At 72.1% G+C, this 20,368-nt stretch carries 17 protein-coding genes; 7 read left to right on the top strand and 10 right to left on the bottom strand.

What is annotated here, in order from left to right; all coding sequences use genetic code 11:
* Positions 1 to 95: 95 nt before the first annotated feature.
* The 6 genes from J8N05_RS13700 to J8N05_RS13675 form a co-directional block, all read right to left on the bottom strand.
* Positions 96 to 1,061 carry an arabinan endo-1,5-alpha-L-arabinosidase gene (locus J8N05_RS13700; RefSeq protein WP_210882896.1) on the bottom strand — a complete coding sequence of 322 codons (966 nt, stop codon included), beginning with the start codon at positions 1,059 to 1,061 and terminating at the stop codon, positions 96 to 98.
* Positions 1,062 to 1,108: 47 nt separating this feature from the next.
* The gene (locus J8N05_RS13695; RefSeq protein WP_247706267.1) at positions 1,109 to 2,020 is read right to left on the bottom strand and encodes a carbohydrate ABC transporter permease; all 912 of its coding nucleotides are present in this window, start codon (positions 2,018 to 2,020) and stop codon (positions 1,109 to 1,111) included.
* Positions 2,017 to 2,958: a carbohydrate ABC transporter permease gene (locus J8N05_RS13690; protein ID WP_210882894.1), complete on the bottom strand. Its 942-nt coding sequence runs from the start codon at positions 2,956 to 2,958 to the stop codon at positions 2,017 to 2,019. Before J8N05_RS13690 ends, J8N05_RS13695 begins: the two co-directional genes overlap by 4 nt.
* Positions 2,955 to 4,313 (bottom strand): extracellular solute-binding protein, encoded by a 1,359-nt coding sequence (locus tag J8N05_RS13685; RefSeq protein ID WP_210882892.1) that lies wholly within the window; start codon positions 4,311 to 4,313, stop codon positions 2,955 to 2,957. The genes J8N05_RS13690 and J8N05_RS13685 overlap by 4 nt, the downstream gene beginning before the upstream one ends.
* A gap of 184 nt (positions 4,314 to 4,497) precedes the next feature.
* Positions 4,498 to 5,391, bottom strand: coding sequence for an SCO6745 family protein (locus J8N05_RS13680; RefSeq protein WP_210890171.1), 894 nt, complete (start codon positions 5,389 to 5,391; stop codon positions 4,498 to 4,500).
* Positions 5,392 to 5,426: 35 nt separating this feature from the next.
* Positions 5,427 to 6,020, bottom strand: coding sequence for a YbhB/YbcL family Raf kinase inhibitor-like protein (locus J8N05_RS13675; RefSeq protein WP_210882890.1), 594 nt, complete (start codon positions 6,018 to 6,020; stop codon positions 5,427 to 5,429).
* An 89-nt stretch (positions 6,021 to 6,109) separates the two neighbouring features.
* Here J8N05_RS13675 and J8N05_RS13670 point away from each other — a divergent pair, with 89 nt between their 5' ends.
* Positions 6,110 to 6,805 carry a GntR family transcriptional regulator gene (locus J8N05_RS13670; protein ID WP_210882888.1) on the top strand — a complete coding sequence of 232 codons (696 nt, stop codon included), beginning with the start codon at positions 6,110 to 6,112 and terminating at the stop codon, positions 6,803 to 6,805.
* A gap of 123 nt (positions 6,806 to 6,928) precedes the next feature.
* On the opposite strand, the gene J8N05_RS13665 is transcribed toward J8N05_RS13670, so the two are convergent.
* From J8N05_RS13665 to J8N05_RS13650, 4 genes are all read right to left on the bottom strand, one after another.
* Positions 6,929 to 7,858, bottom strand: a complete 930-nt coding sequence (locus J8N05_RS13665) for an SMP-30/gluconolactonase/LRE family protein (RefSeq protein WP_210882886.1) — start codon at positions 7,856 to 7,858, stop codon at positions 6,929 to 6,931.
* Positions 7,855 to 8,628: an IclR family transcriptional regulator gene (locus J8N05_RS13660; protein WP_210882884.1), complete on the bottom strand. Its 774-nt coding sequence runs from the start codon at positions 8,626 to 8,628 to the stop codon at positions 7,855 to 7,857. The genes J8N05_RS13665 and J8N05_RS13660 overlap by 4 nt, the downstream gene beginning before the upstream one ends.
* Before the next feature lie 166 nt (positions 8,629 to 8,794).
* Complete coding sequence (locus J8N05_RS13655; protein WP_210882882.1) at positions 8,795 to 10,036, bottom strand: helix-turn-helix domain-containing protein; 1,242 nt, start codon at positions 10,034 to 10,036, stop codon at positions 8,795 to 8,797.
* A gap of 2 nt (positions 10,037 to 10,038) precedes the next feature.
* Positions 10,039 to 10,191 carry a hypothetical protein gene (locus tag J8N05_RS13650; protein WP_210882880.1) on the bottom strand — a complete coding sequence of 51 codons (153 nt, stop codon included), beginning with the start codon at positions 10,189 to 10,191 and terminating at the stop codon, positions 10,039 to 10,041.
* 326 nt (positions 10,192 to 10,517) lie between these two features.
* On the opposite strand from J8N05_RS13650, the gene J8N05_RS13645 reads away from it, so the two are divergent.
* The 6 genes from J8N05_RS13645 to J8N05_RS13620 all read left to right on the top strand — a co-directional run bounded on the left by J8N05_RS13645 (position 10,518) and on the right by J8N05_RS13620 (position 20,368).
* Positions 10,518 to 11,495, top strand: a complete 978-nt coding sequence (locus J8N05_RS13645) for a DUF3068 domain-containing protein (RefSeq protein WP_210882879.1) — start codon at positions 10,518 to 10,520, stop codon at positions 11,493 to 11,495.
* Between the two features lie 378 nt (positions 11,496 to 11,873).
* On the top strand, positions 11,874 to 13,025 hold the full coding sequence (locus tag J8N05_RS13640) for a glycosyltransferase family 4 protein (protein ID WP_210882878.1): 1,152 nt from the start codon (positions 11,874 to 11,876) through the stop codon (positions 13,023 to 13,025).
* Entirely contained in the window at positions 13,022 to 13,807 is a 786-nt protein-coding gene (locus J8N05_RS13635; protein WP_384275624.1) for a class I SAM-dependent methyltransferase, read from the top strand. Before J8N05_RS13640 ends, J8N05_RS13635 begins: the two co-directional genes overlap by 4 nt.
* On the top strand, positions 13,804 to 18,288 hold the full coding sequence (locus J8N05_RS13630; protein ID WP_210890170.1) for an alpha-(1->3)-arabinofuranosyltransferase: 4,485 nt from the start codon (positions 13,804 to 13,806) through the stop codon (positions 18,286 to 18,288). The genes J8N05_RS13635 and J8N05_RS13630 overlap by 4 nt, the downstream gene beginning before the upstream one ends.
* Positions 18,285 to 19,613, top strand: coding sequence for a condensation protein (locus tag J8N05_RS13625; RefSeq protein WP_210882877.1), 1,329 nt, complete (start codon positions 18,285 to 18,287; stop codon positions 19,611 to 19,613). Before J8N05_RS13630 ends, J8N05_RS13625 begins: the two co-directional genes overlap by 4 nt.
* Positions 19,610 to 20,368 (top strand): class I SAM-dependent methyltransferase, encoded by a 759-nt coding sequence (locus J8N05_RS13620; RefSeq protein WP_210882876.1) that lies wholly within the window; start codon positions 19,610 to 19,612, stop codon positions 20,366 to 20,368. The genes J8N05_RS13625 and J8N05_RS13620 overlap by 4 nt, the downstream gene beginning before the upstream one ends.

Raw genomic sequence — 20,368 nt, 5'->3', positions numbered from 1 at the left:
CGGGGTGGGTGGCTTGTGGTGCGTCGGCGGGTGCGGGTGCTCTGTGGCTGGTCGCGCAGTTCCCCGCGCCCCTTGGGGGCCAAAGGCCCCCCGGGTCAGACGACTTGGGGCCAGCCCTCTTTGGACCAGCTGAGGCGGTTGAGGCCGAGCTTCGGGGTGCCCTCGTCCTGCGCGTCGTAGTAGTGGTACGCCAGCCAGTCCTTGCCATCGTCCTTGAAGACCGACTGGCCGCCCGTGCCGATGTATCTGCCGTGGCCCTCCAGGAGCAGGTCGCCGCCGCCCTGGAGGAGGGGGGTGCCGGTGCTGTCCACGTACGGGCCCGTGATCGAGGTCGATCTGCCGACCCGGATCTTGTACGTGCTGTTCACGCCCGCGCAGCACGCGTCGTACGAGGCGAAGAGGTAGTAAAAGCGGCCGTGCCTGACGATGTACGGGCCCTCGACCGCGTACGGGGCGTCGGGGCGGGTCGCCAGGTGGTGGACCGTCGTGCCGGGGACGGCCTTCCCGGTGGCCGGGTCGAGTTCGACCATGCGGATGCCGGTCCAGTACGAGCCGAACGCCATCCACAGCTTGCCGTCGGCCCGGGTGACCGCCGGGTCGATGGCGTTCCAGGTGTCGGTGGTCTCCGAGGTGAGGACCTTGCCGTGGTCCGTCCAGGTGCCCGGCACACCGGACCTGGAGGTGGCCACGCCGATCGCGGAGTGGTTGGTGCCCCAGGAGGAGACCGCGTAGTAGAGCCAGTAGCGGCCCGCGCGGTAGGAGATGTCGGGGGCCCAGGGGTCGCCGGTGTCGTTGTACTCGTACCACCAGGACGGCGGTTCGGTGAAGGCGTTGCCCGCGTCGTCCCAGTGGGTGCGGTCCTCGGACAGCCGGGCGCCGATGATCCCGCCGGTCGAATAGGCCGCGTACGCACCGGACTTGAGACGGATGACCGTCGGGTCGTGGATGATCTGCTGGCCGGTGAGGGGCACGGGGTCCGGGTATTCGGCCGCCTGTGCCGTCGTCGGGAGCAGGGTCAGGAGGGCCGCGGCCAGTACCGCGGCGAGTCTGAAGCGCTTCAACTGGTAGCTCCTTGGGGGGAGTTACGGGGCAGGAGGGGGTACGGGGCCTACTGGCCCGCCAGGCCCGTGTGTGCGACGCCCGCCACGATCTGGCGCTGGAAGAAGACGAAGACGATGATCAGCGGCAGGCCCGCCATCAGTCCGCCGGCCATGAGCTGGGCCCACTGGATGCCATAGGAGTTCATGACGGTCGCGATGCCGTTCGGCATGGTCATCAGGTCGGGGTTGTTGGTCACCATGTACGGCCACAGGAAGTTGTTCCAGGACGCGATGAAGGTGAAGATGCCGACCGCGGCGAGGGAGGGGCGGGACAGCGGCAGCACGATGGTGAAGAAGACCCGCCAGCGGCCCGCGCCGTCGATGAAGGCCGCCTCCTCCAGTTCGTGCGGGATGCCCTGGAAGAACTTGTAGAGGATGTAGACCATCGCGGCGGGCGCGCACTGCGGCAGGATCATGCCCCAGTAGGTGTCCACCATCCCCATCTGCTGGACGGTGGTGAACAGCGGGACGCCGAGGACGGCCGGGGAGACCATCAGGCCGGTCATGACCAGGCCCAGCAGGGCCTTCTTGCCGCGGAACTCCGTGCGGGCGAAACCGTATCCGGCGAGCGCGCTGACGGTGAGGACCACGAACGTCACGCACACCGAGACCACCAGCGAGTTCACGAACCAGTTGGTGATGTTGCCGGTCTCGAAGATCGCCGACCAGGCCTGGGTCGTCCACTCCTTCGGCAGCCAGTGCGTCGGCACCTCGACGGCCTCGGTCTCGGACTTCAGCGAGGTGAACAGCGCCCACAGGAGCGGCGCGAGGAACACCACCGAGACGGCGGTGGCGAGCAGGGTGAGCAGGATCTGGCTGGGCGTCCAGGGCCTGCGGTCGCCGCGCCCGCCGCTTCCGGCCCCGGGGGCCTCGGCGCGTATCCGCGTCTCGTCGGGGGTCTGTGCTGCGGCGGTGGTCATCGGCCGCCCTCCTCACGGTTGCGCAGCAGCCACATCCGGGCGAGGGCGACGGCCGCGATGATCACGAAGAAGATGATGGAGATCGCGGAGGCGTAGCCGACGCGGTAGCTGGTGAAGCCCTCTTCGAGGGTGTACTGCACGAACGTGCGGGTGGAGCCCTCGGGTCCCGGCAGGAAGTCCATCATCACCACGGCCTGGTCGAAGACCTGGAGCGAGGCGAGGATCTGCAGGGCGAGGACGAGACCGGTGATGTTGCGCAGCATCGGCAGGGTGATGTGGACCATGCGGTGCCAGGCGTTCGCGCCGTCCAGCTTCGCGGCCTCGTAGAGGTGCGCGGGGATGCCCTGGAGGGCGGCGAGGTAGAGCAGGAAGCTGAAGCCGACCGTCCACCACAGGGTGCAGACGACGACGGCGAGCATGGCGTACGACTTGTCGGTCAGCCATGCCGTCTCGATGCCGAGGACATGGTTGACCATGCCGGTACCGGGGTTGAACAGCCACTGCCACAGGTTCGCGGCGACGGTGGACGGCAGCAGGAACGGGGCGAAGAAGCACAGCCGCCACAGCCACTTCCCGCGCTCGATGTGGTGGGCGAGCATCGCGAGGAGGAAGGCGAGGACGGTGATGCAGGGCACGACCAGGAGGGTGAAGTAGGCGCTGTGGCCCAGGGATTCCCACACCAGCGGGTCGTCCAGGGCCTCGCGGTAGTTGTCGAGGCCGATGAAGTTGGTGGCGTCGCCAGAGATGTTGGCGTCCGTGAAACTGAGGTAGAGGCCGCGCAGCAGCGGCCAGATCACGAACAGCGCGAACAGCACGAGGAACGGGGCGACGAACCAGGCCCCGTGCTGGAATCCCTGCTTGCGGCGGACGGTGACGGTGTCCGCCGCCGTCCTCGTGCGCGCCGGGGTGATGACGGTCTGTGCGCTGGTCGTCGTCATGCGACCGCACCTCCCTGCGCGGCGGTCCTGCCGTCCATGGGGTTCTTCGAGGCGAGCAGCTCGGTGAGCGTGCTCTTCATGCTGCGGGCGGCGGCGTCCGGCTTGGCGGAGCCCACCGTGGAGGAGACGACGATCGGGCCGACACGCTGGGCGAGGATGCCGGTGGACCCGGCGAACCACACCTTCGGCTCGGTGGCCTGGTGGTCCATCGCCGAGACGTACTCGCTCTGCGGGTTCATCTTCTTGTACGCGGCCGAGGACAAGGTCGGCGTGTAGGCGGGGATGTGGCCGCCGGCGGCCCACTGCTGGGCGTGCTGGACGATGTAGGCGGCGAGTTGGTGCGCGCCCTCGTTGGCGGCTCCGCCGCGGTCGGCCTGGTGGGGCAGGACGAAGGAGTGCGACTCGGCGTGGGTCGCCTGTTGGCCGAAGACCGGGGGCAGCGGGGTGGCGCCGTACTCGATCTTCGCGCCGTCGAAGACGGGCACCGACCAGTTGCCCTCCCAGACGAACGGGCCGCCGTTGACGAACTGTTCGGCGCCCGCGCCGCCCGCGAAGCCCGGGTTCACATAGCCGTCGGTGAGGTGCCGGCGCAGGAACTCCAGTACCTGCGTGGCCTTGTCGGTGTCGAAGGTGACCTCGGTGTTGGCGTCGTCGAACCAGGTGCCGCCGAGCTGGGTGTAGAACGCGACGAAGAACCACCACTGGAAGTTCTGGTCGCTGGACCACATGCCGATGGTCTGCAGGCCCTTCTTGGTGGCCTTCTTGGCCTCCTTCAGGACGTCGAACCACTCGTCGACGGAGGTGACCGGCACGATGTGGCCGTCGTCGCCGAGCAGGCCCGCCTTCTTCAGCACGTCCTTGCGGTAGAAGCAGAGCTGGACGTGGATGTCGAGCGGGAGCGCGTAGAGCTTGCCGCCGATGACGGCGCGCTTCCACAGCTCGGGGTTGAAGTCGGCCTCCCGCACGCCGTACTTGGCGAGCAGGTCGACGTCCCAGGGGTCCAGGAGCCGGCCCGGCGAGAAACCGGTGACCCGGCCCAGGTGCATGACGCCCAGGTCGGGGGCGCGGTTGCCCGCCGCCGCCATGGCCAGCTTGGTGTAGAAGGGGCTCCCCCACTGGAGGGTCGAGTCCTTCACGTCGATGTCCGGGTTCGCCCTACGGAAGGAATCCAGCATCGCGATCATGTTGTAGCCGTCGCCGCCGCTGAAGAGGTTCCAGTAGCGCACGCGGGTGTCGGCGCCGGAGGCGAGTGCGTCCGCTCCGGTGCCGAGCGCGGCGAATCCGAGGCTGCCCGCGACCGTCACGCCGCCGAGTCCCGCCAGGAGCTGCCTGCGATTCAGGCCAGGTCGTCCCATGCCCTGCCCCATCTGTTCGAGATGTCTCCGTTGGAGATTCCATTGGAGATTCCGTTCGATATTTCGATTGGTGCTCGTAACTTCGAACGGACCGTAGATAGGAAGCGCTTACTCGTCAATGGTTTGCGCAGGAATTTCCCTGTGGATACCTGTGGACACCGGTGAGCGACCGGCGGCCGGGGGCTCAAGTCGGACGAAGGCCCTGGAACGTCCCCGCCGCGGTGAAGGCTTCGGCGATCGGCGCGACGAGCGCGGCGAGGCGGCGGGCGCCCTCGTCGCCGATCGGCGCCCAGAGCGCGGCGCAGTGCTCGTCCGTCTCCGCCTCCATCCGCTCGCGGGCCGCGCGGCCGGCGGCGGTGAGGGTGGCGGTGGTGGCGGGCTTGGTGGCGGCGAGCCCGGTGCCGCTGGCGTCGGCGTCCGTGGCTTCGGAGTCGAGCCAGCCCCGTGCCACCAGGCGGGCCGTCGCCGCGGCCCATTCCTCGTCGTTCCACCGGCGGGTCGTCCGCGCGAGAGCCGCCGGGAGGCCGCCCGACGCGGTGTGCAGCACCAGGCAGTCGCACGGCCCGACGCCGTTGTCCGCGAGCACGACGAGGTGTGCGTCGCCGCGCCACTCGCGTACCACCGTGATCTGCTGCCACAGCGCGACCAGCGGATCCGGCGGAAGCGCGACCGACGCGTTCGCGGCGGCCAGCGCCTTGCCCGCGTAGTCGGCGGCGGCCACGACCGGGTCGATCAGCGCTCGCGCCTCGGCGAGTCGCCCCGCCGTCATGCGTACGCCCACTCGCCGCATCGCCCGCCCGGCGGCCCGGAAGCGGGCGGCCTGCCACCGCTCGGGCGGCGCGGCGTCCCACACGCCGTCCATGGCCCGGACCGCCCGGGGGCTGAAGTTGTAGAAGGCCGCGAGCGTGACCTGCCACGGAACCGCGCCCATCGCGGCCGACCGAAACGCCAGGTATGCCGGTCCGCGGTCGGTCACGCCGAACTCGGCCGCCTCCTGGGCCGCTTCGGGGGCGAGGTAGGTGAACAGATGGGCCGCGCTGACGGCTTGGCCGACTTCGCGGACGGCTTCGAGGTCCATCGCCGTCGCCTCTTCCGCGAGTTGGGGCGGCGCCATCAGGCGGAGGTCTCGGCAGAGGCCTCGGCGGAGGCTTCGGCGGGGGTCTCGGCGGTGGCTTCGGCAGGGGTCTCGGCGGTGGCGGTCAGGACCGCGCGGCCGAGGATGTGGCCGGCCATGGTGAAGCCGAGGACGGCAGGCGTGGCGTCGGCCGGGACACCGATGGAGGCGGTGTCGAGGGCGTGCACCACGACGAAGTAGCGGTGCGGGCCGTGCCCGGCGGGCGGGGCGGCGCCGATGTAACGGGCCGCGCGGGCGTCGTTGGGCAGCTGGTACGCGCCCTCGGACAGGCCCGAGCCCGTGTCGTCACCGGCACCCTCGGGCAGTCCGGTGACCGTGGCGGGGAGGTCGGCGACCGCCCAGTGCCAGAACCCGGAGCCGGTGGGGGCGTCGGGGTCGTACACGGTGACGGCGTAGCTCTCGGTGCCCGCCGGTGCGCCGCTCCAGGAGAGCTGCGGGGAGACGTCCTTCCCGCCGGGCAGGCCGGAGGCGTGCTGCTCGGGCGGCCAGGCGGCCCCGTCGGCGACGGTGGTGCTGGTGACGGTGAAGGAAGGGACCTCGGGGAGGCGGGCGAAGGGGTCGTTGAGGGTCATGGGGGTGTTCCTTTCGGGGCTGCGGGTCGCAACACAATCGACAGTAACACCAATAATCGATTATCTGGGAAATCGTCTATGCTGAGGTCATGACTGACACTCCGCCCGCGTCTCCGGCCCCCACCGGGAAGCAGATGCTCTCCGAGCAGGTCCACGCACATCTGCGGGACGCGATCATGCGCGGGGACTTCGCCCCGGGGGACGCCCTCAAGCCGCAGGACCTCGCCAAGCAGGAGGGCGTGAGTCTGGCCGTCACACGCGAGGCGCTGGTGCGGCTGGTCGGGGAGGGGTTCGCCGACCGGCTGCCCAATCGCGGGTTCACGGTCCCGTCGTTCTCGGACCGGCGCTGGCAGGAGATCGCGGAGGCGCGCAGGACCATCGAACCGGTCGTGCTGCGCATGTCCGTGGAGCGCGGCGACCTCGACTGGGAGGCGCGCGTGCGGGCGGCCCACCATCGGCTGGCGCGCACCCCGGCGTTCGCGCCGGAGGAGGGCGAGTACTACACCGCCGCCTGGGCCGAGGCCCACCGGGCGTTCCACCGCACACTGCTGGAGGGGTGCGGCAACCCCACGCTGATGGAGACCTTCGACCGCCTGTGGACCGCGAGCGAGCTGGCCCGCCGCTGGTCGACGCACCGCAACCCGGGCCGGGACGGCGCGAAGGAACACCGCAGGCTGGAGGAGGCGGCGCTGGCCCGCGACGCCGACACCGCGGCGGCGGTCCTGATCGAACACCTCACGATGACGGCCGCGGCGCTGACCGAGGACTCGGGCCGGGCGGACTGAGCCCCGCCCGGAATCCGGGCGGGGCGAGCCATCAGATGTCGGCCGTCAGCTGCCAGCCGTCAGATGTCGGCTGTCGGCTGTCGGCTGTCGGCTGTCGGCTGTCGGCTGTGCAGTAGGAAACCGTCAGCCGGCGAAGGCCGGTTGGGGCAAGCCCCGTCCCGCGCCGGGGACGACCAGCACCGACCCCGCGAGCGGGTGCGGTGTCTCCAGGCCCGTACGGGCTGTCGTGATGTACAGGTCGGTCAGGTCTGCGCCGCCGAACGCGCAGGCCGTGGGGCGCGGTACGGGCAGTTCCACGACGTGGTCCAGCTCGCCGGACGGGGTGTAGCGGCGGATCGCGCCGCCGTCCCACAGGGCGACCCAGACACAGCCCTCGGCGTCGACGGTGAGCCCGTCGGGGAAGCCCTCCCCTTCTTCGATGACCGCCAGCTGGCGCCTGTTGCCGACCTGTTGGCCGTCATAGTCGAAGACGTCGATCCGTCGCGTCGGCGAGTCGATGTAGTACATGAGGCGGCCGTCGGGGCTCCAGCCCGTGCCGTTGCTCACCGCCACGTCGTCGAGGACGGTCTCGGCCGAGCCGTCCGGGGCGAACCGGGAGAGCGTGCCGCCGCCCGGTGCCTCGTCGTAGCGCATGGTGCCCGCCCACAGGGAGCCGTCGGGCGCGACCGCCGCGTCGTTGGCACGGCGGCCGGGGACGACCTCGCGGTGCAGCCAGCGGAATTCCTGAGCGGCCGAGGAGGGGTCGCCGGTGGGGCTCCCGCCGGGGACCCCGTCCGCACCCGTCACGGAGTCCGGGCCGTACAGGCCGATCCCGTCACGGAGGTTGACGACCAGGCCGCCGCCCGCCCGGGGCTTGGCGGCGCCCACGTGCTGCTCGGTGGCGAGCACCGTGCGCCGGCCGGAGACCGGGTCGTACGTGAACACCCGGGACCCGAGGATGTCGATCCAGATCAGCCGCTGGGCGTCGGCGTCCCAGGTGGGGCCCTCCCCGAGGGCCGCCTCCGCCCGGACGGCCACCTCGTACGCGTGCGTCCCCGACGGCCGACGGCTCATCCGACGCTCCGGTGTCCGAGTCGCTCCGACAGCTCGGCCGCGCCCTTGGCGGCGAGCCCCTCCAGCTCGACCTTGCGGTCCTCGCTCCAGCGGATCATCGGCACGGAGATGGACAGCGCGGCCACGACCTGGCCCGTGCGGTCGCGCACCGGTGCGGCGATGCAACTGACGTCCGGGTTCGACTCCCGGCTCTCCACCGCGATGCCGCGGGCGCGGATCTCGACGAGGGCCTCGCGCAGGGCGCCCGGTTCGGTGATGCTGTTCGGCGTCATCCGGATCAGGTCGGCGTCGTCGGGGATCCGCGAGGTCAGCTCCGGCTCGGACAGCGAGGCGAGCAGCATCTTGCCCACGGAGGTGCAGTGCGCGGGGAGGCGGCGGCCGGCGGCGGACACCATGCGCACGGCGTGCGTGGAGTCGACCTTGGCGATGTAGATGACGTCCGTGCCCTCCAGGATCGCCACGTGCACGGTCTCGTCGCAGGTCTCCGCGACGGACCGGGCGACCTGCTGCCCCTCGGCGGCGAGGTCCAGCTGCTCGGAGTAGCGGCTGCCGAGCTGGTACGGCCGCACGCCGAGCCGGTAGCGTCCGGGCTGACCCGGTACGGGCGTGATGTACGAACGTGCGGCGAGTGTCGTCACCAGTTCGTGGACGGTGGTGCGCGGCAGCTGCAGCCGGCGCACGATGTCGGGGGCGGAGAGTGTGCCGTCCCCGTCGAGGAAGAGCTCAAGTATGTCGAGAGCCCTGGTTACGGCAGGTACGAGGCGTCCCACAACTGGCCCCCTCCCTTACGTTCGAAATTTCAACAGCCGATCGGCATAGCGAACACAGGCTACTCACACGGGTTGGGCGGGGCAATGGGCGCGCGAGGCCCCCTGCTCCGGAGGCCCACCGGTCGACTGCCGCAAACGGGTGGGTGGGTGGGAGAGAAGAGCTGTTTCAGCGGCGGGTGCGGGGGTCGCCGAGCTCGCCCCGGAGGCGCTGGGCCCGGAGCACCAGCTCCAGTTCGAAGCGCCGGTCGGGGTCGTCGACCTCGTCCCCCCACAGCTCCCTGATCTGCCGAAGGCGATACCGTACGGTCTGCGGGTGGACCCCCAGGCGCGCGGCCACCTCGGGAGCCCCGCCCCGTGTCTCCAGCCAGGCCAGCATCGTCTCGGCGAGCCGCCGCCCGTGCGTGGGACCGCAGTGGGCGAGCGGCTCCAGACAGCGCAGCGCCAGGTCGTCGATCAGCTCCTCCGGTTGCAGCAGGACCAGCGCCTCGGTGTGTTCGGTGCAGTACAGCACCTCTCCCGCGGGGAGCAGCCCGCGCTCCATCAGCCGTACCGCCGCCTCCGCCCAGCGCAGCGACTTCGCCGCGTCGCGCAGCGGCACGGGCGGGCCGATCGCGCCGGCCCAGCCGGTCAGCGCCCGGTGCAGCAGTTCGGGGCGCCCGGCCGCGTCGGGCTCGGGCACGACCATGCGGGGCTGCTCGTACTCCATGTCCAGCAGTACGCCCTGGCTCACGGCGGGCGCGACGGCCTCCCGGGCGGGCCGCAGCAGGACGCCGACCGCGACCTTGCCGGGCAGCGGCCAGCCGATCCGCGCGGCCCGTTCGGTGAGCGCCTCGGCCGGATCACCGCGGTGGTGCTCGGCGAGGAGCAGTTCCATCAGCCGGCGCTGCAGCCTCAGTCGTTCCCCGGCCTGCCGGGCGGCGGCCTCGGCGTAACCGCGTACGGATTGGTCGACCAGCCCGTCCAGGTACTCGTATCCGGCGTCGACCAGCTCGTACATCGCGGGCGGCGGGATCTCCACGCGCGTGCCGATCTCGGCGAAGCGGCGCCAGGCGAGCCGTACCCCGAGCCGGTAGATCGCCTGGAGCGAGTCGAGGCTGCGGCCGTTGAGGCCCTCGCCGCGGCCGAACTCCTGGAAGACCTCGGGATGGACGCGCGGCCGGCCCTCGGCGGTCTCCAGGTGCTGGACGAACACCTCGATGGCCCGGCGGATGCCGACCAGCGCCATCGGCTCGCCCGAGTCGTCGAGCACCACGGGCAGATGCGGGTACTCGTGCTGTATCTCCTGGAGGATCTGCTCGGCGAGCGCGGGCGCCTCGGCCATCGCGAGCGCGGCGAACTGCCGCACCTGGAGGCGCGGTACGTCGTGCCAGGCCGAGCGCACGGGGACGGGTGCCGGGCGGAGAGCCATGGTCAGCGCTCCCGGCCGGCCGTCTCATAGGTGATGAGCGGCGTGTTCGGCTGCTCCGGGGTCGCGTCGAGCAGCGCGACGATGCCGAGGGCGGCGCCCACGGCGAGCACGGCGGCGGCCGTCACGGTCAGCAGGGCGGCGAGCAGTCTGGACATCGCGGGTCAGCCTCTCTGTCGAAAGGTCACCCCCACCGCGGCGCTCCGCTGGGAGCGCCGTCCGAAATCCCGGAATCCGCGGGCCGACCGTGGCTGGTCGCGCAGTTCCCCGCGCCCCTGTCGGGCGCGGCACATCTCCCTCGCCACCGGGCCCACCTCGCCCCGGCCGAAGAGTCCCCGGTGCCGGCAAGTCCTCAGTGTCATCAACGCATTGACACTTCGTCAAGGGTGCGCCTACGGTTCCCGGCCCATACCGCACCTGCACCCTCCCCCACCGTGCCGGCACCTGTTCGTGCCGCGTCACCAAGAGCCCTTGGAGTGCCCGGATGCGCCGTACCGCCACACCCTTCTCCCTGGTCATACTGGGTCTGGGCGTCTTCCTGCTCGTCCTGGCCCCACTGCTCGCCTGGTACGTCGAACCACGCGCCCAGCGCACTCCCATCGACACCGACCAGACGACCGTCTTCACCGGCACGGGCAGTTATTTCGACACCGACGAGATCGAGACCGTCGACGACAAGAAGCTCACCATCACCCGGCAGGTCCGCGGGGACGTCGCCGAGAGCGAGAAGAGCGGCCGGGCGGTCTGGGACGTGTCCACGTCCGTCGACACGGACAAGACGCTGCCCGCGGCCGACCCGCACGATTCGCTCCAGTGGACCATGGAGCGCTGGGTGACCGACCGCAGGACGAACAAGCCGGTCCACTGCTGCGAGGAGGAGCCGTACTTCGAGGGCGAGGCCTACCTCAAGTTCCCCTTCGACGTGCAGAAACGCTCGTACATCTGGTGGGACAACACCCTCGGCTCGACCGTCACGCTGAAGTACCGGGGTGAGAAGCGGATCCAGGGGTACAAGGGTCTGCGGTTCACCGGGACCGTACCCGCCACCAAGACCGGCACCCGGCTGGTCCCGGGCACCCTCGTGGGCGTGGAGGACGCCGGCCAGGTCCTCGCCGAGGAGTGGTACTCCAACCACGGCGTCGAGCTGGTCGCCGACCAGCGCACGGGCCGGATCATCTACGCCGCGATCGGCCCCCGCAAGACGCTCCGGGCGCCCGGGACGAAGAAGGACGCCGTCGTCCTGCTCGACAGCAAACGGATCGCGTTCACCCCCGAGACCCAGAAGCAGCAGGTGGATCTCGCCGACACGGACAGCGGTCTGCTGCGCGCGGTGGGGCGGACGGTGCCGCTGGGAGCGGGAATTGTCGGTTTCCTCCTGGCCGCGGTGGGTGCCGTTTTGGTGGTACGAGGGCGTCCGCATCCCGATACGCCCGAGAGCTCCCAGGAACCGCTCACAATGTGATGAGACGTCAGCTCCACAAAGCCCCGAAATTGTCACTTCGGTGAGTAGCCGCAGCGAACCAGCGGGCGAAAACTGTCCACCCCACCCGAACACGGTCCACCCGCATCCCGTCACAGCAGGCCCCGTTCACCCCCACGGAACACACCCCACAGAAGTCCCGCAGAAACCCCCACCGAAGCACCGGCAGATCGGCTCCATCCCTCCATACGGATATCCACCGCGGGACATTCAGGGTTCCCGCACCGCACCGAACAGAACGAACGGACCGAACGCACCGAACGCACCGAACGCACCGCCACACCCCCTCACACGCACCGGAACACACCAACCCCCCACGTCCCACGCTGGTTCCGCACCCCGAGACGAGTTGGAGCACCCATGCCCCAGCACGTGCCTTCGTCGTTGCGCGCCGCCTTCCCCCGCTCCGCGCAGCGACACCCGGCGCTCCCCCCACAGCCGCGCCGAATCGTTTTCCTCGCCCGCCGTGACTACGGCAACGAAGCAGCGGGCGGCTCCGAACTCCTCGTCGACAGACTCGCCGAGGGGCTGACCCACCTCGGCCATCAGGTCACCCTGCTGTGCGGCGGCCCCGCCGCGTACCGCGACTACCGCGTCGTGTCGGCGGGCGGTGACCTCGGCCACTATCTGCGCGCCAGATCGGCGTTCCAGCGTCAGGTCGGCGACTGCGACCTGCTCGTGGAGGTCTGCAACGGCATGCCGTACCTGGCGCCGCTGTGGCACCGCGGACCGACCCTGTGCCTGGTCAACCACGTGCACACCGACCTGTGGCGGATGCGGTTCGGCGGACCGCTGGCCCCCGCCGCCCGGCTCGGCCGAAGACTCGAACACTGGGCACTGGCGGGCGGGCAGCGCGGCGGCCTGCTCGTCGCCGTCTCCCCGTCGACGGCCCACGCGCTGCGCGCCATCGGCGTCGAGCGCGAACGCATCCGGGTCGTGCACAACGGTGTGGAGGAGCCGGGCGCACCGGCCGAACGCTCACCGGAACCGCTGTTCCTCGCCGTGGGACGGCTCGTGGAGTACAAACGGATCGAGCTGCTGCTGCGCCTGTGGGAACGGGTCCGCCCGGTCACCGGCGGCCGGCTGGTCATCGTCGGCGACGGCCCCGAACGGCAACGGCTCCAGCAACTGGCCGGTCCCGGCGTCGAGTTCACCGGCCATGTCTCCGAGGCCGAGAAGCACCGTCTGCTCTGCGCCGCCTGGCTGCTGCTGCACCCCTCCGCCGTGGAGGGCTGGGGGCTGGTGGTCACGGAGGCGGCGGCCCGCGAGACACCCGCGATCGCCTTCGACGTACCCGGCCTGCGCGACTCGATCGTGGACGGCGAGACGGGCCTGCTGGCCCGTGGCGAGTCCTCGTTCGCCGCGGCCTGGTGCACCCTCGCCCTGTCCACCCACCGTCGCACCCTCATGGGCAAGGCGGCCGGCGACCGCGCCGCCCAGTACCGCTGGCACCGCACGGTCCGCCAGTTCAGAGCCGTGGCGACGGAGGCGGTGAGGGGCTGGACGCCATGATCCCCCGCCGCGGGAACGCCCGGAGCAGCACGCGGAAGAGCAGAGGGCCCGGCACCGGCCTGCGGGATCCCTCCCTGCGCCGCTCCCTCGCCCTCTTCCGTGCCTTCCGCCACGAGCAGGAGGACCCCGAGGGCTGCTACTCGCTGCTCGCCCGGGACGCCGCCGACCAGGTGGAGGCGTACGACGGTCCGGTGAAGGGCCGGACCGTCGTGGACGTGGGCGGCGGAGGCGGCTGGTTCACCGAGGAGTTCCGCAGGCGGGGCGCGCACGGCTACCTCTTCGAGCCGGACCCGCGCGAACTCGGTGACAAACCCCCCGAGGGATCGGTCGTCGCCGACGGCTATCTGCTGCCTCTCGCGGACGGTGTCGCCGACGTCTGCTTCTCCTCCAACGTCCTTGAGCACGTCGCCGACCCGCAGACCTTCCTCAGCGAGATGGTCCGCGTCACCCGGCCCGGCGGGCTGATCTACGTGTCGTTCACCAACTGGCTGTCCCCCTGGGGCGGTCACGAGTGGGCGCCCTGGCACTACCTGGGCGCCGACCGGGCCCGCGCCCGCTACCGGCGCCGTACGGGCGGGCCCGCCAAGCACACCCTCGGCGAGAACCTCTTCGCCGTGCACATCGGACCCACCCTGCGGCAGGTGCGCGCCCGGGACGACGTCACGGTCGTCTCGGCGCGTTCCCGCTACTGGCCGTTCCTCGCCCAGGCCGTCGCCAGAGCGCCGGGACTGCGTGAATTCGCCACCTGGAACCTCCTCCTCATCCTCCGGCGGTGTCCATGACCAGCACGGTCCAGGCCCCTCCCCCGGCCGCGACCCGCCCCCTCGCCCCGGACCCAGGACCCGAGCAGGGGCCCCGGTCGCGGCGGTGGCTGCTGGGGTTCTGGGCCGTGGTCCTCGTGCTGTTCCTGGCCGTGGACCCGGGCCGGCAGACCTTCGACACCAAGCTCGGGGTCGCGCTCGACCCCGGGCAGTTCCTGGCGGACCTCGGCCAGCTGTGGCACGACCGGGGCGGCTTCGGCGGCATCGCGGACCAGTACGTCGGCTACGCCTTCCCGATGCTGCCCTACTACTGGCTGACCGACCTGATCAGCATGCCGGTGTGGCTGGCCGAGCGGCTGTGGATGTCACTCGTCGTGGCGGTCGCCTTCTGGGGCGCGCTGCGCCTCGCCGAGCGCCTGGACGTCGGCAGTTCGGCCTCCCGGCTGCTCGGCGCGGTGGTGTACGCGCTGTGGCCGGTGTTCACCATCGTCGTCGGCTCGACCTCGGCCGCGGCCCTGCCCGGCGCGTTCCTGCCGTGGGTGCTGCTGCCGCTGACGAACGACCGCTACACCGCCCGGGTGGCCGCCCTGCGCTCGGCGCTGGTCATCCCCTTCATGGGCGGGGTCAACGCGGCCTCCACCCTGGCCTCCCTGCTGCCGGTCGGCCTCTATCTCCTGTCCCGGCCACGCGGTCCACGGCAGCGCAAGCTGATCGCCTGGTGGGTGCCGGGCGTGCTCCTGGCGACGGCCTGGTGGGTCGTCCCGCTGCTGGTGCTTGGCATCTACGGCGAGAACTTCCTTCCGTACGTGGAGAGTTCGCAGACCACGACGGACACCATGGCGGCGACGGAGTCGCTGCGCGGCGCCGGCAACTGGGTCGCCTATCTGCACTTCAACGAGGCCTGGCTGCCCGCGGGCTGGACCGTGACCGCCTCGGCGGTCGCCGTGGTCTCCTCGGCGCTCGCGGCCGGCCTCGGCCTCGCCGGACTGGCCCGGCGGGACATACCCGAGCGGCGCTGGCTGGTGCTGACCGTGATGACGGCCGCGCTCATCACCCTGGCCGGGTACGGCGGTTCGTTCGGCGCGCCCTTCCACGGCGTGGTCCAGGACTGGCTGGACGGCGGCCTCGCCCCCTTCCGCAACATCTACAAGTTCCAGACGGGGCTCGCCCTCGCACTGGCCCTCGGGCTGGCCCATCTGGTCGGGGTCGCCGCGCGGGCCCAGGGCGCCCGTCCGATACGGGGCCGCCGGTACGCGCCCCTGATCGCGGCGGCCCTCGTCCTTCCCGGGCTGGCCTGGCCCTATCTCAACGGGTCGATCCTGCAGCCCGGTTCGTTCCAGGAGCTGCCCAAGTACTGGAAGTCCACGGCGAGCTGGCTGGAGAAGTACTCGCCGGACTCCCGTGCCCTCGTCGTGCCCGCCACCGCGCACGGCATCTTCACCTGGGGCGCCACCATCGACCAGCCCCTCGACGTGCTCGCCGACTCCCGCTGGGCCCAGCGGGACTATGTGCCGTTCGGCACCGCGGGCAACCGGCGCGCGATGGACGCGGTCGAGCAGTCCCTCCAGACGGGCGGCGAAGTCCCGGGTCTGGCGGACTACCTGGGCCGGGCGGGCGTCCACTACATCGTCGTACGCAACGATCTCGACCCCGACCAGCTCGGCTACGTACCGACCACGACCGTGAAGCGGACGCTGGAGGAGTCCGGCTACCGGCGTCTGACCGGCTTCGGGCCGCTGATGACGGGCGGACGCATCGCGGAGAACACGCCCATCCAGATCGAGGGGCTGTATCCGCGCCAGCGGGCCGTCGAGATCTACGAGCCGGCCGCCGACGTACCCCGGCCGGGCCAGGCCGGGCTGAAGGCCGTCTCCGACACCGCCGTCGTGTCCGGCGGGCCCGAGGCGCTGCTGCCGCTGGCCGCGGACCCGGCGATGCGGGACCGGGCGACCGTGCTGACCGGCGACAACCATCCCGGTCTCGGCGCCCCCGACCTCCAGGTGGTGGGCGACGGGCTGCGGCGCGCCGACACCCGCTTCGGCCTGGTCGGCGCCAACACCTCGTACACGTACACCCGCGACGAACGCAATCACTCCGGCAGCTACCAGGACGCCGGCGACGAGCCGCACCAGATCCTGCCGTCGGACGGGATCGGGCACCAGACGGTGGCCGAGCTGCGCGGGGCGCGCTCGGTGACCGCGTCGTCGAGCGGCAACTGGCTGTACTACCTGCCGCAGTACGACCCGGTGAACGCCTTCGACGGCAACCCCGACACGGCGTGGGCCGAGGGCGCGGTGGGCTCGGCGGACGGGCAGTGGCTGCGGATCGGCTTCACCGAGGAGACGGAGGTCCCGGCGTCAATCCGGGTGACCCCGCTGCCGCAGGAGAGTGTCCGCTCGGCGCCGACCCGGGTGCGCGTGGAGACGGAACGCGGCTCGGAGACGAGCACCCTGCGGGCCGACGGCTCGCGTCAGCGCGTCAAGGCCCCTGAGGGGGCTTCGAGTTGGCTGAAGATCACCGTCGTCGAGTCGACCGCCCGGCACTCCGGGCTCTCCGGCGCGGGCTTCTCCGAGATCAGCGTCCCCGACGTCCAGGTGACCCGCATGCTGCGGCTCCCGAGGGACGCCGAGAACACCGAGGCGGCCGCCGAGACAATCTCCCTGCACCGGGCCTCCGACCCGGGCAGCTTCTCCCCGACGGGCACGGAGGTCGGGCTGCACCGCCGCTGGACCTCGGACGCGGCCGGTACGTACGCGGTGAAGGGGAGCGCCGTCCCCGTACCCGGTGACGCGCTCGACGCGCTGCTGTACGACGTGGCGCCCGAGCAGAACGACCGGATCACCGCGACGGCCGGTTCGACGGCCCGCCTCGGCACCGGTCTGTCGCCGCGCAACCTCACCGACGGCGATCTGACCACCGCGTGGATCGCCGGGGACGACCCGACCGTCCGGCTGAGCTGGCCGGACAAGCAGCCGGTGGGCGAGGTCGTCCTCGCCCCGGCCGGCGGACTGTCCACCCGGCCCACCGAGGTGAACATCAGCTCCCCGGACGGCGCGGTCGTCGCCGGTGTCGACGAGAACGGCATCGTCCGCTTCGACCCGATCACCACCGACCGGCTCGACATCACCGTCACCGAGACGGCCCCGCTGACCGTCCACAACCCCCTCGCCGACGAGGACATGCAGCTTCCGGTCGGTCTGACCGAGGCGTACATCCCCGCCCTGGACGACCGCTACCGCACCCCGAAGACCCTCTCCTCCCGACCCTTCGAACTTCCCTGCGGAAAGGGTCCGACGCTCGCCGTCGACGACGAGCTGTACGAGACGAGCGCCAAGGGAACGGTCGGCGACCTCGTGGCCCGGCGACCGGTCGAGCTGACGCTCTGCCAGGAAGGGCGTACGGACGGGGACTTGTCGCTCGGCTCGGGCGCGCACCGGGTGGAGGCGGGCGACGCCGGCCCGCTGGCCGTCACCGATGTCACGCTGACCCGCGGCACGGTCACCACCCCCACCGCGCAGAGCCGTGAACTGGGCATACGGGACTGGCTCGGTGACCGCCGCGAGGTCACCGTCGGCTCGGGCGCGGCCTCCTATCTGACGACGTACGAGAACTCCAACGACGGCTGGAAGGCCACGCTGAACGGCCGCGAACTCGACCCGGTACGCCTCGACGGCTGGCAGCAGGGCTGGCGCGTCCCGGCGGGCGAGGGCGGCACGGTGAAGCTCTCGTACGAGCCGTCCACGGTGTACGAGGCCGGGCTGATCGGCGGCGGTGTCGGGGTCCTCGTCCTGGCGGGGCTCGTGCTGTTCCGGCGGCGCTCGCCCAATCCGGACGGGCCCTCGCCGGTGCCGCGCCCGCCCGGCCTGATCCTGGGCACGGTCGCGCTCACCCTGGTGGGGATCGTGATCGCCGGGTTCCTCGCGCTGCTGGTGCCGGTCCTGGCGCTGCTCGCCCGGCGACGGCACGAGCTGCTCGTGCCCCTCGCGTTCCTCGCGCTCGCGGGGGCCGGGATCGTCGCCGCCACCGGGGCCGGGGAGCCGGTCGCCGAGGGTGCCGGGGCGTTCGGGCGCACCGCCCAACTACTGGCGCTGATCGGCCTGTTCGCCGGTCTGGTGACGGTCGGCGAGGCGTCGTACGGCACGCCGGGCGGGCCGGGCGGCGGCCGGGGCGCCGGCCGGCCGGGCACGAGCGCGCTGCCGCCTCCGCCGCCGGGTTCGGAGGCACCGACGGCGCCTCTGCCGCAGCGGACGCGCGGGGAGCACGCGGGCCCTGGGGTGGACCCAGGAGCGGCCCCCGGGCCGCGCGCGCCCGCGCCGCGGCACGGCGTTCCCGGTACTCCGGGAGCTCCGGGTACGCCTGGTTCACCGCCGCCGCCCTTCGTGCCGACGGAGCCGCCGCGGCTCGCCTCCGGCCCGACGCTCTCGGCGCGTGGGCCGGGGTCACCACCGCGCACGCCGGGGCCCGGGAGCCGCGGGCCCTTCGGGGAAGGGGAGGGCACATGACCGCCGTGGAGCATCCCGCACGCGACGGCACGGGCGGCCCCGCGCGACCGCCCGCCCGCATCCCGTTCCCCGTGGTGGACGAGGTCGCCCGGCACTGCCTCCAGGAGGAGGAACCGGAGACCGTCCACATCGAGGTCCATCTGCCGGGCCACCTCGACCCGGACCGGCTGCGCGGGGCGTTCGCCGGGGCCCTGCACCGCCACCCCCGCATCCTGATGCGCGAGGCGGCCCGCCCCTGGTACGGCAGGCGCTACGAGTGGGAGCTGACCCCCGAGGCCGATGTGGAGGCCGTCCTGTTCCCGGCGCCCGACCGGGACGCGCTCAAGCACGCGCGGGGCCGGGCGCTGCGCGACGCCCCGCCGCTCTCGGCGGCGCCGCCGATCCGGCTGGAGGTCGTCCGGGACCCCGCGGCCGACGGCACGGTCCTGTTCCTCACCATCAACCACACCGCTCTCGACGGCCCGGCCTGTCTGCGGGTCCTCGCGACCGCGGCGGAGCTGTACGGCGGCCGGGACAACTCCCCCGCGGCGCCCCCGACCCGCACGACCACCGAGGTTCCGCGCGACCCCGGCACCCCCTCCACCTGGGCACCGCCCGCCCGGGTGGCGCACGGCACCCCGGAGCCTCCCCAGCACCACGGCAACGGCATGCTCGTCACCGAGCTGGGCGTCCCGCGGCGGCCCAAGGGCTCCCCGTACACCGTGAACGACCAGCTGATGGCCGCCACCGCCCTGATGATCGCGCACTGGAACCGGGAGCACGGGGCCCGTCCGCGTCCGCTGCGCATCACGATGCCGGTGGACGACCGGCCGCGCGGCACGGACATGCCGATCGGCAACGGCACCCGGCTCGTCGAGGTCCCCTTCGCGCCCGAGGAGCTGGACGCCTCCGACATGGCCGCGCTGCTGCGCCGCACGGCGGACCGCACCCGAGCCCTGAAGGCCCAGCCACGCCCCCAACTGGGCCACGGCGCCTCCCTGTTGACGGCTCCGGTGGTGCCCGTCGCCTGGCGGGCCGCGTTCACCAGAGGGCTGCGCAGGGCCGCCGGACCTTGGACGTCGACCACCCTGCTGAGCAACATCGGCCGTGTTCCGTACGCCCTGGACTTCGGCGAGGAGGCCGGGCGGGCGCACGCCGTGTGGTTCTCGGCGCCGGCCCGGATGCCGCGCGGGCTGACGGTGACGACGGCCGCCACGGCGGGCCGGCTGCACGTGGCGCTCCGCTGGTCCCGCTCCCTGCTGAGCCACGGCGACGGCAGCCACCTCCGCGACCTCTTCGAGCACTACCTGCACGCGACGGAACACCGCACGGGGAGCATCCGATGACCACGGCCACACCCCGCAGGCCACCGCACGAGGCCCACGGGCCAAACGGACTAAGGGACTTCTACGAGGATCCGGCCGTCCCGGTCGCCTCCGGCACCCCGCGCAGTCTGCGCCAGGCCCGGATGCTCGCGGAGGCGCTCGGCCCGGCCACCTCCGGCCCGCGCACGGTCCTGGACATCGGCTGCGGCGACGGCACCGCCGCCGCGACCGCCGCGCCGCTCCTCGCCGGTCACCGCATCGTCGGCGTCGACTGGTCCCAGGACGCCCTCAGACGCGCCCACGCCCGTCTCCCGTACGCGGTACGCGGCGAACTCACCGACGGCGGACTGCCGTTCGGGTCCGCCACCGCCGACGCCGTCCTGTTCAGCGAGGTCGTGGAACACCTCGTCGACCCGGACGCGGCGCTCGACGAGCTCCACCGGATCCTGCGCCCCGGAGGTCATCTCATGCTCTCCACACCCAACCTGGCCGCCTGGTACAACCGCGCCCTGCTCCTCGCCGGAGTGCAGCCCGTCTTCTCGGAGGTGAGCCTGCGCGCGATCCACGGCCGCCCCGGCAAGGAGGTGGTGGGCCATCTGCGGCTCTACACGGCCCGCGCCCTGCGGGAGTTCGTGACCGCGTCGGGCTTCGAGGTCGTCCGGCTGCGGGGTGCGCCCTTCCACGGCGTACCGCGCCCGCTGCGCCCCCTGGACCGGCTGGCGTGCCGTGCCCCCTCCGTGGCCTCGATCCTTCTCCTGCACGCGCGAAGGACGTAG

The sequence above is a fragment of the Streptomyces liliiviolaceus genome (genome assembly GCF_018070025.1).
Classification (GTDB): Bacteria; Actinomycetota; Actinomycetes; order Streptomycetales; family Streptomycetaceae; genus Streptomyces; species Streptomyces liliiviolaceus.
Note: the sequence above shows the minus strand (reverse complement) of the source record. Positions and strands in the feature narration are given on the sequence as shown.